This window comes from Indioceanicola profundi (genome assembly GCF_003568845.1).
Taxonomy (GTDB): domain Bacteria; phylum Pseudomonadota; class Alphaproteobacteria; order Azospirillales; family Azospirillaceae; genus Indioceanicola; species Indioceanicola profundi.
Genome location: NZ_CP030127.1, coordinates 314741 through 327690, shown reverse-complemented (window position 1 = coordinate 327690; position 12950 = coordinate 314741). Strand labels below are relative to the sequence as shown.

10 protein-coding genes and 1 tRNA gene are annotated in these 12950 nt (G+C 67.7%); 7 read left to right on the top strand and 4 right to left on the bottom strand.

All coding sequences use genetic code 11. The annotated features are described in order from the left end of the window. The first annotated feature begins 264 nt into the window (after nt 1-264). A complete protein-coding gene (locus DOL89_RS17805) occupies nt 265-771 on the top strand; it encodes a DUF421 domain-containing protein (protein WP_225890030.1) in 507 nt (168 codons plus the stop codon). A gap of 53 nt (nt 772-824) precedes the next feature. Here DOL89_RS17805 and DOL89_RS17800 read toward each other — a convergent pair whose 3' ends face one another. Then, entirely contained in the window at nt 825-1004 is a 180-nt protein-coding gene (locus DOL89_RS17800; RefSeq protein ID WP_119680721.1) for a CsbD family protein, read from the bottom strand. A gap of 230 nt (nt 1005-1234) precedes the next feature. On the opposite strand from DOL89_RS17800, the gene selD reads away from it, so the two are divergent. From selD to DOL89_RS17770, 6 genes are all read left to right on the top strand, one after another. Then, nucleotides 1235-3418, top strand: a complete 2184-nt coding sequence (gene selD, locus DOL89_RS17795; RefSeq protein WP_119680720.1) for a selenide, water dikinase SelD — start codon at nt 1235-1237, stop codon at nt 3416-3418. A gap of 132 nt (nt 3419-3550) precedes the next feature. Continuing rightward, nucleotides 3551-3718 (top strand): hypothetical protein, encoded by a 168-nt coding sequence (locus DOL89_RS17790; protein WP_162937640.1) that lies wholly within the window; start codon nt 3551-3553, stop codon nt 3716-3718. 26 nt (nt 3719-3744) lie between these two features. Beyond that, nucleotides 3745-6924 carry a formate dehydrogenase gene (gene fdh / locus DOL89_RS17785; RefSeq protein WP_119680718.1) on the top strand — a complete coding sequence of 1060 codons (3180 nt, stop codon included), beginning with the start codon at nt 3745-3747 and terminating at the stop codon, nt 6922-6924. Nucleotides 6925-6942: 18 nt separating this feature from the next. Next, nucleotides 6943-7845, top strand: a complete 903-nt coding sequence (locus tag DOL89_RS17780; protein ID WP_119680717.1) for a 4Fe-4S dicluster domain-containing protein — start codon at nt 6943-6945, stop codon at nt 7843-7845. Continuing rightward, nucleotides 7845-8990 carry an NrfD/PsrC family molybdoenzyme membrane anchor subunit gene (gene nrfD, locus DOL89_RS17775; RefSeq protein ID WP_119680716.1) on the top strand — a complete coding sequence of 382 codons (1146 nt, stop codon included), beginning with the start codon at nt 7845-7847 and terminating at the stop codon, nt 8988-8990. The genes DOL89_RS17780 and nrfD overlap by 1 nt, the downstream gene beginning before the upstream one ends. Continuing rightward, the gene (locus DOL89_RS17770) at nt 8987-9370 is read left to right on the top strand and encodes a hypothetical protein (protein ID WP_119680715.1); all 384 of its coding nucleotides are present in this window, start codon (nt 8987-8989) and stop codon (nt 9368-9370) included. The genes nrfD and DOL89_RS17770 overlap by 4 nt, the downstream gene beginning before the upstream one ends. Here the strand turns inward: DOL89_RS17770 and DOL89_RS17765 are convergent. The 3 genes from DOL89_RS17765 to selA form a co-directional block, all read right to left on the bottom strand. After that, nucleotides 9330-9422 (bottom strand) — tRNA-Sec (locus tag DOL89_RS17765). The two genes, DOL89_RS17770 and DOL89_RS17765, sit on opposite strands and share 41 nt — an antisense overlap. Nucleotides 9423-9478: 56 nt before the next feature. Beyond that, complete coding sequence (gene selB, locus DOL89_RS17760; protein ID WP_119680714.1) at nt 9479-11383, bottom strand: selenocysteine-specific translation elongation factor; 1905 nt, start codon at nt 11381-11383, stop codon at nt 9479-9481. Continuing rightward, nucleotides 11380-12792, bottom strand: coding sequence for an L-seryl-tRNA(Sec) selenium transferase (gene selA / locus DOL89_RS17755; RefSeq protein ID WP_119680713.1), 1413 nt, complete (start codon nt 12790-12792; stop codon nt 11380-11382). Before selA ends, selB begins: the two co-directional genes overlap by 4 nt. Nucleotides 12793-12950 lie beyond the last annotated feature (158 nt).

Below are 12950 nucleotides of genomic sequence, written 5' to 3'. Positions count from 1 at the left end.
AGCGCCATAACCCAGAATAGATATGCATTCTCTTTATAAAGAGGTATATTTTGTCTTTTACCTGACAGTAATTCAAAATCTGCAATGTGGCTTTTTCTATGCCGCCGCGCTCCGTGCATGGGACGGCGTTGTAGCCCACAGGCCGTCCGGTCAACCCGTCAGGGATGCTGCCGCACCAATAAAAATCATGGTCCGGCGGACAGTGATGCCGCGCCCCGGCCGTGGTTGCAGGAGCGGCTTGGGCAAAGGGCAGGGAGACGCGCCGTGGATATTCTGTTCCAGGTGGACTGGAAAGCGATGTTCGTTCCGACCAACGGAATTCTGGACATCCTTATCCGCGGTACGGCCATGTACCTGTCCCTGTTCCTGTTCCTCCGCTTTTTCCTGAAACGGCAGACAGGCGTGATCGGGATCGCCGACCTGCTGGTCGTGGTCCTGATCGCCGATGCGGCCCAGAACGCCATGGCTAAGGAATACAAATCCATCACCGAGGGCGTGATCCTGGTCGGCACCATTATTTTTTGGAACATCACCATCGACTGGCTGGGCTACCGCTTTCCGGCCTTGCAGCGGTTCACGCGTCCATCGCCATTATGCCTGGTCAAGGACGGCCGGGTGCTGCGCCGCAACCTGGAGAAGGAATACATGACGGAGGAGGAGTTGATGGCGCAGCTCAGGCAACAAGGCGTCGATGACCCGAAACACGTCAGGGCCGCTTATCTGGAAGGGGACGGCCGTGTCAGCGTGGTGTCGAAAACCAGCCCGTCCTGATGGCCGGACCGGGATGGGGCCGCCGAGCAATCTGCGCGACGGCCCCTGCCGGTTCAGTGCTTGTCGCCGCGAAGGGTGTCCTTGATTCCGCCGATGGCGTTCTGGATTTTGCCCTCCGTCTGATCCTTCCGCCCTTCGCTCTGCATCTTGGAGTCGCCTGTGATGTTGCCGGCCGCTTCCTTGAGGTCGCCCTTCATCTTCTTGGCCGAACCTTCGCTCCGATCCTTGTCCATGATCGTTGTCCTCCTGGGTTGGGTCCCTTCCCTCGGTCGAGGGAGGGCAATCCAACAGTAGCCGGACGCCAAGGTCGCGCTGCGGGGACGGACGTCACCGCCCTGGCATCGACGCGCCTTCTCTAGCGCAGGGAACTCATGACACGGCATGATGAACCCTGTCCGCAGGATGGGGTTTCAGACAGGACCGCCCCGGCAGTTCCCTTTCCGGCGTCTGGAGGAAACGTGTGGTGAGACCTGCGGAAAGCCCGGTTCGGCTGCTGCTGGTTGGCGGCGGGCATGCCCATGTGCATGTGCTGAAGGCCTTCGGCATGCGCCTGCCATCGAACGTCCAGGTTACTCTAGTGACCCGCGACCTGGAGACGCCCTATTCCGGCATGCTGCCGGGCCTGGTCGCCCGGCAGTACCGACGGAACGAGGCGCATATCGATCTGGCAGCGCTTGCCCGCTTCGCCGGAGTCCGGCTGATCCAAGGGGAGGCCGTAGGCCTGGACCGGAACGCCCGCCTGCTGCTTTGCCGCGACCGTCCGCCGTTGCCCTATGATATCCTGTCCCTGGACATCGGCGCCGCGCCGGATATCGGAACTGTGCCGGGCGCTGCCCGCTACACCATCCCGGTAAAGCCGGTTGAGACCTTCCTTGCCAAGCTCGACGCGCTGGAGCAGCGCTTCGCCAAACGGCCGGAGCCGTCGCGACTTGCCGTGGTGGGCGGCGGTGCCGCCGGGGTGGAAATCGCGTTGGCCCTGTGGGCGCGGTTCGGAGGGGTTGGAGCCTGCGGGCCGGACATCACGCTGCTGACCCGCGGCAAGCTGCTGCCGAGCTTTCCGGATACCGCCCGCCGCCGCTTGGCGAAGGAACTGGACCGGCGGGGCATCCGGGTAACGGAGCACGTCGCTGTAACTGAAGTCACGGACGATACCGTCGCCTTGACCGATGGCAGGCGCCTGTCATGCGATGCCGCAATCTGGGCCACGGGCGCAGCGGCGCCCGGTTGGCTGAAAACCACCGGACTGGAACTGGACGAACGCGGCTTCCTGGCGGTGGACAGCCGGCTGCGAAGCCCGACCGATCCCGCCGTCTTTGCCACCGGCGACATCGCCACGGTCCTCCCCTACCCGCGGGAAAAAGCTGGCGTCTTCGCCGTGCGTCAGGGACCGCCGCTGGAGCGCAATCTCCGCCGCGCTCTGGCGGGACAGCCGCCCCTGTCCTTCGTGCCGCAGCGCCGGTTCCTGCGGCTGGTAGGCACCGGTGACGGGCAGGCCGTGGCCGCCCGTGGTTCCCTTGCGGCCGCTGGCGGATGGGTCTGGCGCTGGAAGGACCGGATCGACCGGCGCTGGATGCAGACCTACCAGGACCTGCCGCTGATGCCGCCCCGGCATCGCCGGGAGCAAACAATGCGGGCCGACCAGGCCGCCCCGATGCGTTGCGCCGGCTGCGGCGCGAAGCTGCCCCGCGCCATGCTGGAGCGGGTGATGACCCGATTGGGCATCGACCCCGCCAGTGGCGATGACGCCGCAGTGCTGGACCTGCCGCCCGGCAGCGGAGCCGTGCTTCAGACAGTGGACCTGTTCCGCGCCCCCGTGGATGACCCCTGGCTGTTCGGGCGCATCGCCGCGGTGCATGCGTTGGGCGATATCCATGCCATGGGGGCGAGGCCCTTGGCCGCCCTGGCCATCGCCGCCCTGCCGCACGGCCCGGATTCCTGGCAGGAGGAGGATCTGTTCCAAATGCTCCATGGCGCCCTTCAGGTGCTGGACGCAGCGGGCGCGCGGCTGATCGGCGGACACAGCGCCGAGCTGGGGGAAATAGCCCTGGGCTTTGCGGTGACCGGGGTAGCCGACGGCGCGCCGCTGCTGCGCAAAGGCGGGCTGCGGCCCGGCGACCGGCTGATCCTGACCAAGCCGCTCGGCACCGGGGTGCTGCTGGCCGGGGCGATGCAGGGCAAGGCGGCGGCGCGGCATCTGTCGGGCGCTTTGACCGCCATGCAGCAGGACAACGGCGCTGCCGCCCGCTGCCTGCGGAAGCACGGCGCCGCAGGATGTACGGACGTGACAGGGTTCGGCCTTGCCGGGCATCTGGCGGAGATGCTGCGCGCCTCCTCCTGCCGTGCGGAGCTTGAGCTGGCGGCGCTGCCGGTTCTGAACGGCGCACTGGCGGCGCTGGATGCCGGTGTCGCCTCCACCCTGGCGCCCTCCAACCAGGCGCTCGCCTGCATCGAAGGCACCGTCGCCGATTCGTCCCGACACGCCCTGCTGTTCGATCCGCAGACGGCGGGGGGATTGCTAGCGGGGGTGCCGGAGGAGCAGACGGAAAGCTGCGTCGAACAGTTGCATAGCCTCGGTTATGGCGACGCGGCCGTGATCGGCCGTGTCGTGCGGCAGGGGAATTCCGCGGCTGATATCAGCATCTTCTGATCTGGAAATTCGACGCGCGCGCAAGGAACCGCCCGCCGGATCAGGAGTTGCAAAGGGGAGATGGGTCAGCCGGAACAGGCCATGAGGCACATGCACGGGGTGATATCAGCGGTGCAGGAGGGACGGTTCCACTTGCGGACACCCGAAGGCCGCACCCGCATGTTCGTGCTGTCGCACAAGGCCCCGGTGGAGCCACAGGATCTGCCGGCTTTGTACCGTGCCGGAACGCCTGTGGTGGTCAGCTACGGCCCGGCCGAGGACGTCATTGCCGACGCAGCCTATGACGTGGCCCCGCTCTGATGCCGGGAAGAAGAAGGGAGGTAGAGATGCCGCGTATCCGCCGCCACGGACCCGCACGCCGCCTGCGGAACTTCCTGCGCGAATGGTCGATCCCGCGCCAGCTTGCCGGCGCCGACCAGAAGCATGAAGCCGCGATCAGCAGCATGTCCCGCGAACTGCGCCCCCGGCTGGAGGATGCCGACAAGGTCGGCACCAGCATCTGCCCCTACTGCGCCGTGGGCTGCGCCCAGCTCATCTACGCCAAGGACGGCAAGCCGATCCATGTGGAGGGCGATCCGCGCAGCCCGATCAACCAGGGCACGCTCTGCCCCAAGGGGGCGGCCACGCTGGGCCTTTTCACCTCGCCCCGGCGGCTGGATACGGTGCTGTACCGCGCCCCCTACTCCACCCATTGGGAACGCAAGCCGCTGGACTGGGCCATGGATCGCATCGCCCAGCGCGTGAAGCGGACGCGCGATGAAACCTTCGTGGAAAAGCTTCCCGACGGCACCGCCGTGAACCACACGCTGGGCATGGCGTCGCTGGGCGGGGCCACGCTGGACAATGAAGAGAACTATACGATCAAGAAGCTCTTCTCCGGCGGGCTCGGCATGGTCTGGATCGAAAACCAGGCCAGGGTCTGACACTCATCCTCGGTGCCCAGTCTGGGCGCCACGTTCGGCCGCGGCGCCGCGACAATGCCGCAATGGGACCTCGCCAATGCGGATTGCATTGTCGTGATGGGCTCCAACATGGCCGAAAATCACCCGATCGCCTTCCGTTTCGTCATGGAGGCGAAGAGGAAGGGTGCGGCCGTGATCCATGCCGATCCCCGCTTCACCCGCACCTCGGCCATGGCCGACCTCCATGCGCCGGTGCGGGCCGGCACGGATATCGCCTTCCTGGGCGGCATCATCCGCTACATCCTGGAGAATGACTGCTGGTTCAAGGAGTTCGCCCTTTCCTACACCAACATCTCCACGGTGATCGAGCCGGGGTTCGAAAGTCCGACGGAGGATAGCGGCTACTTCTCCGGCTGGAACCCGGAGCAGCTCACCTACAACCAGGACACTTGGCAGTATGAGGGGCAGACGGTGCCGTCCGCCCTGGCGGAGCACTATCTGGCGACGCTGGAGAACTTCAACGAGAAGGTTCGCAGCTTCAACAACCGGCCGCCGACCAAGGACCCCACGCTCCAGCATCCGCACTGCGTCTACCAGCTCCTGAAGCGGCACTACGCCGCCTACACGCCGGAGATGGTGGAGCGGGTCACCGGCTGCCCCAAGGAAGCATTCCTGAAGGTTTGCGAGGCGCTGACCCGCAATTCGGGGCGGGACCGCACCAGCGCCTTCGCCTATGCCGTGGGCTGGACGCATCACAGCGTGGGCGTACAGATCATCCGCGCTGCCGGGATCATCCAGGGGCTGCTGGGCAATGTCGGACGCCCGGGCGGCGGCATCATCGCGCTGCGCGGCCATACCAGCATCCAGGGCAGCACCGACATCCCGACCCTGTACAATCTCATGTCGGGCTATCTGCCGCAGCCGCATGTCAGCAAGCCGCACAGCGACCTGAAATCCTTCATGGAGGCGGAGACGTCCCCCACCGGCTGGTGGCACAATTTCCCGAAATACTACATCAGCCTGCTGAAGGCCTGGTACGGCAAGGCGGCGGTCGAGCAGAACGATTACTGCTTCGATCTGGTGCCCAAGATCGTCGGCGACCACTCACAGCTTCCCATGACCCTGGCCATGAAGGACGGGATCATCAAGGGCTTGTTCCTGCTGGGCCAGAACCCCGTGGTGGGCGGCAGCAATTCACGGCTGGTGCAGCGGGCCCTGGCCAATCTGGACTGGCTGGTGGTGCGTGATTTCACCGAAACCGAAAGCGCCAGCTTCTGGTACGAAGGCGACGATGTGGTGGAGGGGCGGCTGCGGCCCCAGGACATCAGGACCGAGATTTTCCTGATGCCGGCCTCCATCGCCGGGGAGAAGGCGGGTACCTTCACCAATACCCACCGCCTGGTGCAGTGGCATGACAAGGTGGTGGAAGCGCCGGGCGACAGCCGGTCGGAGCTGTGGTTCATGGTCCATCTCGGTCGCCGCCTGAAGGAGCTTTATGCCGACAGCACGCTCGAACGCGACCGGCCGATCCAGTATCTCGCCTGGGATTATCCGCTGATCGGCCCGAAGCAGGACCCGGACGCCGAAGTTGTGCTGCGCGAAATCAACGGCTTCACCGTTGCGGACAACAAGCAGATCGCCAGCTTCAAGGAGCTGAAGGACGACGGATCGACCGCCTGCGGCTGCTGGCTCTATGCCGGCGCCTTCCCGGATCAGGACCACAACCAGACACGGTCGCGCGTGCCGGACGGGCCGGACGGGCCGGGCACGCATCTGGGATGGGGCTTCGCCTGGCCGGCCAATCGCCGCACCCTCTACAACCGCGCCTCGGCCGACCCGGAGGGCAAGCCCTGGTCGGAGCGGAAGCGGCTTGTCTGGTGGGACGAGGAACAGGGCAAGTGGGTCGGTCCCGACGAGATCGACTTCCAGACGGACAAGCCGCCCGGCTACGAACCGGACTGGGACCAGAACCCGACCGGCATGGACGCGCTGTACGGGCGCGATCCCTTCATCATGCTGCCCGATGGGCAGATCGCCCTGTTCGTGCCCAGCGGGCTGAAGGATGGCCCGCTGCCCAGCCATTACGAGCCCATCGAATCCCCTGTGCGGAACCAGTTCCACCCGGTGGACAGCAATCCGGCTGCGAAGCGCTGGGTCCGCGACGACAATCCCATCCACGCGCCGGGGGACCCGCGCTATCCGCACATGCTAACCACTTACCGGCTGACGGAGCATCATTCCGGCGGCACGCCGACCCGGTCGGTTTCGGTCCTGGCCGAACTGCAGCCGGAGGGGTTCTGCGAAATTTCCACGGAACTGGCGCGCGATCTCGGCATCCGCAATCTGGACTGGGTGGTGCTGTCCACCCCACGGGGCGAGGTGGAGACGCGCGCCCTCGTGACCGACAGGATGCAGCCCTTCCGGATTGATGGCCGCATCATCCACCAGCTCGGCATGCCCTGGCATTTCGGCTGGAAGGGCTATGCCACCGGCGACATCGCCAATGTGCTGACCAGCGTGGTCGCCGACCCGAATTCCAGCATGCATGAGAACAAGGCCTTGAGCTGTGCCCTGCGCAGGGGACGGTTGGAGCGTCGCACCTAGAGGAGGGAGACAGGCCGCATGGGCGTTCATGCGCGGGCACTCGACTACACGGACAGCTTCCTCGACGGGATGATCCCCGATGAGGCGGAGCTGACCGCCGGCGTGAAGATCGAGCCCGGCAAACGCTACGGCTTCTTCACCGACACGACGCTGTGCATCGGCTGCAAGGCCTGCGAGGTGGCCTGCAAGGAATGGAACATGCTGCCGGCCGACAATATGGGCATGAGCGGCATGAGCTACGACAATACGGTCGATCTGTCAGCCCACACCTGGCGGCATGTGCAGTTCGTGGAGAAGATGGGCTGCGATGGCGGGCGCGCCACCGAGATGCCGCCCTTCCAGAGCAACTGGCTGATGATGAGCGATGTCTGCAAGCATTGCTCCCCTGCCCCCTGCCTGGAGGCCTGCCCCACCGGAGCATTGTTCCGGACAGAGTTCGACACGGTCGTGGTGCAGCAGGACATCTGCAACGGCTGCGGCTACTGCGTTCCCGCCTGCCCCTTCGGCGTGGTGGACCTCAGCCCGCTGGACGGCAAGGCCCACAAATGCACCCTCTGCTACGACCGGCTGAAAGGCGGGCTGGAACCGGCCTGCGCCAAATCCTGCCCTACCGACAGCATCCAGTTCGGCGAGATCGAAGATCTGCACGAACGGGCCGAACGGCGGGTCGAGGAGTTGCACGAACAGGGCCAGCCCAACGCCTATCTCTACGGCACGCCGGGCGCGCCGGGGGCTACGAACGGGATTGAGGAGCTGAACGCCTTCTTCCTACTGACCGACCGGCCGGAGGTCTACAACCTGCCCACGGCCCCGTCGCGCCCGGCGGAGCGGGTGGCGCCGGGCCTGGGCGTCGGCATCGCCGCCATGGCGGGGCTGGCCGTGATGGCGGCGGCCCTTCTCGGCGGGCGGAGGCAGGCGTGATGAGCAAGCCCATGTCCCAGCTCTCCCGCCTGGATCATCGGCACGGCCCTGTGGCCCCCCGGCCGGACTGGGGACCGTACCGGGACACGACATATCATGGCCGCCCGCCGCTGAAGCCCAGCTCCTTCGATTGGAAGGTATCCGGCTATATCTTCGCCGGCGCGCTGGGCGGCTCCGCCCAGATCCTGGCCACCCTGGCGGACCTGCGCGGCGACCGGCGGGCGGAGGGCTTGGTGCGGACCGGACGCTATCTGGCCATGGGTGCGGCCATCGTCGGGCCGCTGCTGCTGATCGCCGACCTGAAGACGCCGACCCGCTGGTACAACATGCTGCGGATTTTCCGCACCACCTCGCCCATGTCCATCGGCAGCTACATCCTGACCGCCTTCGGCGGGTTCAGCGCACTGGCGGCGCTGGGCCAGTTCGTTGCAGATCAGGGCGGCAGACGGCGGGCGCTGGCCCTGCGCTTCGCCCGGCTTGCCGGAGCGCCGGCCGCTGTGGCCGGCGCGGGGATGAGCGTCTATACGGCCTCCCTTCTCGCCGCGACCAGCACGCCGCTCTGGTCCGCGGCCCCGCGGCTGCTGGCGCTGCGCTTCGGCAGCTCCGCCATGGCCGCCGCCGCCGCGGCCCTTTCCTTGGCGGAGGATGCCATGGGCCGGCGGGACATGGCGGCCCGGCTGGACCGCATCGCGCTGGCCGCCGGGGCCATACATGCCGTCGCTGCCAAGGTCTGCGACCGCGCCTTTGAGGAGCATGGGGTTGGCGGCGTCCTAGAGGAGCGACCTTGGCGGGAGATGCACCGCACGGCTGAACTCGCCACGGCCCTGCCGCCGCTGGTCCATGCCCTGAACGCGGTCGCCGGGCGGCGCATGCCGGCCGTGATCGCCAATCTGGCGGCGCTGATGGGCAGCGCCCTGGAACGCCACCTGATCCTGGATGCCGGAAACCATTCCGCCGGCCGTCCGGAGGATTATTTCCGCTTCACCCAGCCGCCCCGCCAGGATACGCCGGGACGGCCGGCGGGTGACGACCGGGGTTGGGTGCCCGGCCCCACCGGCGGGGAGCGGCCCATCCGTGCGGCCGCCATCACCACGGCGGAAATGCGCCGCGACACGGTGAGCATCGGACCGGAGCGGCCATCATGACCCAGCCCTTGCCCGCCGGTGAGCTGCCCGGCATTCAGCACGCCTACGCCGCCCTGAAGCATCTGGAGGAAGCGCTGGAGGAACAGGGGCCGGCGCTGGGCGAGTTGATGGCGCGCACCTTGCGGGAGCTGGCGCAGCTCCGCGACCGCCTGATCGCGCAGCGCCGTTCCGGTGTGGGAGGAGAGTGGAACGCCCGGCGGCTGGACCGGGTGAACAGCATCCTCAGCCTTGCCACATCGGCCACTTACCCGATCGTCGGCGTGCGCCGGCAACGCATCGAAGCTACCCGCAATCACCTACGCAGCTTCTTGGAGGAACAGGAGCGGCCCCTGGCGGGGATGGCGGAGGCGGATGGGAATCGAACCCACCACCCGCGCTAAACGGGCCACCGGTTTTGAAGACCGGGAGGGCCACCAGACCCCGATCGCCTCCACCGCCCCATCCTCACGATCCAGTCGCATCCCCGCTAGGGGGCATCCGGGGTGGGCTCAACCGGTCGGGCGCAGACCTTCGGGGCGGAGCGTGCGCCGATCATCCGTACGGCGGGTAATACCCACCCCATCCAGATATTCCAGCAGCGGCACGCTGTATTTGCGGGAGATGCCGAGCACCCTGCCCGCCTCCCCCACCAGGAAGCCCTCGGGCCGCGCTGCAAAGGCTGTAGCCAGCCGCTCCGCCGCGTCCGCCACGGCATCCCGGTGGAACAGCAGCTCTCGCTTCTGCACGCGGTCCCGCGCCCGCACCAGAACGCCGCCAGCAAGCAGGCGCTGAATCGCCTTGATTGCGACGGATCCGCCGCCCGGCAGCTCCTTCAGGTCTGGAGGTTGCAGACCGCCGGCACGGATAGCCGCCTCGATCCGGCGGGACAACTCCCCCTCCGCCGCCAGGGTGCTGGGCCGGAAGCCGGGTAGCCGCAGGCACCCCTGCGTTCGCGCCAGCTCTCCGCCCGCCAGCAACTCCTGGACTGCCAACTCCAGCACAGGCCGGGCTGCCCTCAGGCGATCCAACACATCCTCGAACATCAGGCCGGGTGAGGCCGGGGCGCTGTGGTGGTGCTCCGCCAGCGCCGTACGGATATCCCGCTTCAAGCCTTCCAGTGCCGCTGCCGTGACCAACAAGGGGCCAACCTGCCGCGCCTGAAGCTCCGGCAGCCAGGAGATCACCCAGGACGGCGCATGACCGCTCAGCCGCGCCGCCTCGTCCAGCAGGACGCCGGCAGGTCCGGTGCCGGTCAGAAGCTGCGAGACCACCTCCTGCGGCCCTGCCCCGGCAAGGCTCAGCAGCCGGTCCAACACTGCCGGATCATTCCGCCGGTGACGGCGGGTCTGCGGGTCCAGCACGCGCCCGCCGGCTACCGTCCTGGCAGGCGAACCGGCGCGCAGCACGAACCCTTCGCGCGCCGGAACCGCCACCGGCCCGGCACAACGTAGTTGGGCCGGCGCCGCCTCGCCAGGATGCAGAATCTCCCGGTCCAGCAGGCGCAACCGTGCAGGGATTTCGCCAGCGGCCAGCAGCAGCTTGTATTCCCGCCCCGTTTCCAGCGGCCGGTGATCGCCCGGCAATGCGCGCAGATGCACGTCCAGCCAGTCCGACGCGTGCAGCAGGCCGGGCGTCGCCAGGGCGCATCCGCGCCCGACCTCCGCGCTCTCCACCCCGCGCAGATTTACGGCTGTTCGCCCGCCCGGTATGGCTTGCTGCACCTGCCGCCCATGCACCTGGAGCGCACGGATGCGGGCGCGCTTTCCACCGGGCGTCAGCTCCACCTCCTCCCCTACCGACAGGCGGCCCCGCTGCAATGTCCCGGTTACCACCGTGCCGAACCCGGCCACAGCGAAGGTGCGGTCCACGGGCAGATAGGCCAGCCCCTGCTCCGCCGGGGCCGGGACACGCTGCATCAACTCCGCTAGTGTGGCGCGCAGCTCGGGCAGCCCGCGCCCATCCAGGGCGCTGGTGTGGACCACCGGCGCATCCGCCATGCCATGGGCGGCCAGCAGCCGGGCCGCATCCGCACCGACCTCCGCCGCCCGTGCCTCATCCGCCAGATCGCACTGGGTCACCGCCACGACACCGGCCTCCACCCCCAGCAGCCCGGCGATTTCCACATGCTCGCGTGTCTGTGGCCGGATGCCCTCAGCGGCCGATACCGCCAGCACCACGGCCCGGATGCCGGCCGCCCCGGCCACCATGGTGCGGACGAAACGCTCATGCCCCGGCATGTCGATCAGATCAATCTCACCGCCCGGCACCTCCAGCCAGGCGAAGCCGAGCGCGATGGAGATGCCGCGGCGCTTCTCCTCCTCCAGCCGGTCGGTCTCGATCCCGGTGAGGGCGCGGACAAGGGCCGTCTTGCCATGATCGACATGGCCGATCACGCCCACCGCCAGCGGCCTCATGCCCCGCCCTCCGTCAACAACTCCCGCATCGCGGCGGCGATCTCTTCGACCTCCGGTTCAGCGACGGTGCGGAGGTCGAAAAGCAGCCGGCCTGCGGCAATCCGGCCGATGACCGGTATGGGCCGGGCGCGCAGCCGCCGCGCCAACTCCTCCGGCCCGGCAGTTGCGGCACGCACCGCCACCGCGCGGCTGGGCAACCGCTCCTCCGGCAGGCTGCCGCCGCCCGCCATGGCGTCGGTGGCAATCGTCTCCGCCTCCAGCCCTGGCAGGCCGATCAGCGCGCCGCACAGCCGCCCGGCGCGGGCCGCCACCTCCTCCACCGGTTCCGCCAGCATACGCAGGACCGGCACCTCTTTCCTGGCCCTGACGGGATCGCGGTAGAGGCGCAAGGTGGCCTCCAGCGCCGCCAGCGCCATCTTGTCCGGCCGTAGCGCTCGCATCAGCGGATGCCGCCGCATCCGATCGATCAGGTTGCGCCGCCCAACGGCGATGCCGGCCTGGGGGCCGCCCAGCAGCTTGTCACCACTGAAGCAGATCAGATCAACGCCGGCCGTGACAGCGGCCCGCACCGTGGGCTCCGCCGGAAGGCCGGGGGGCGGCTCAAGAAGGTTGCCGCTGCCCAGATCCTCCAGCACCGGCAGATCGTGGCTGCGCCCCAACCCCACCAGTTCGGCACGCGCCACCTCCTCAGTGAAGCCGGTGACGCGATAGTTGCTGGGATGCACCTTCAGGAGCAGCCGCGTGTCCGCCCCGATGGCCGCCGCATAGTCGGCCAAGCGCGTGCGGTTGGTGGTCCCGACCTCCACAAGGCGGGCGCCGCCCTGCCGGATGATGTCCGGAATTCGAAAGGAGCCGCCGATTTCCACCAGCTCTCCGCGCGAAACCGGCACCTCCCCGCCCGACGCCAGCGCCGAAAGGGCCAGCAGCATGGCGGCGGCATTGTTGTTCACCACCAGCGCCGCTTCCGCCCCCGTCAGTTCGCAGAGGATCGGCTCCGCCACGCGCATCCGGCTGCCGCGGGCGCTGGTCTCGAGATCATATTCAAGATTGGAATATGCGCCCGCTGCGGCCCGCACGGCGTCCAGTGCCGCATCGGCCAGTGGGGCGCGACCCAGATTGGTGTGCAGGATGATGCCGGTGGCATTGATCACCCGCCGCAAGGCGGACAGTTCCCCCGCGGCCAACATACGCCGGACATCCGTGAAGAAACGATCCATGTCGAAGACGGAATAGAGGCCGGTCCGCAGTGCCGCCCGTTCCCCGGCCAAGGCCGCGCGCAACGCCTTCACCACCACCGAGCGCGGATATCTGACCAGCAGCCCGGCCGCCGCTGCGGTTTCCAGAAGCTTCTGCACCTGCGGCAGCGCACGCAAATCCGGGCGGCCAAGGGCGTTGATCGGTTGGTCCATGCCTCACTTCTGCTCTTCGGCACCGATGGGTGCGGGATGCGCGAAGTCTAAGGTCCTGACTGCGGATATTCCCTTCCCCGGATCGGGGCCTTGCGGTTGCGTCCGGGGTAAATCCAATGTTGTGAAATCGGCGGCGCCCTCGATCCGGCGCAGGATCA

Bases quoted from the DNA above. Each gene is read 5' to 3' on its own strand.
- DOL89_RS17800 (WP_119680721.1), bottom strand. From the start codon at position 1,004: ATGGACAAGGATCGGAGCGAAGGTTCGGCCAAGAAGATGAAGGGCGAC.
- DOL89_RS17780 (WP_119680717.1), top strand. From the start codon at position 6,943: ATGGGCGTTCATGCGCGGGCACTCGACTACACGGACAGCTTCCTCGAC.
- nrfD (WP_119680716.1), top strand. From the start codon at position 7,845: ATGAGCAAGCCCATGTCCCAGCTCTCCCGCCTGGATCATCGGCACGGC.
- DOL89_RS17770 (WP_119680715.1), top strand. From the start codon at position 8,987: ATGACCCAGCCCTTGCCCGCCGGTGAGCTGCCCGGCATTCAGCACGCC.
- selB (WP_119680714.1), bottom strand. From the start codon at position 11,383: ATGAGGCCGCTGGCGGTGGGCGTGATCGGCCATGTCGATCATGGCAAG.
- selA (WP_119680713.1), bottom strand. From the start codon at position 12,792: ATGGACCAACCGATCAACGCCCTTGGCCGCCCGGATTTGCGTGCGCTG.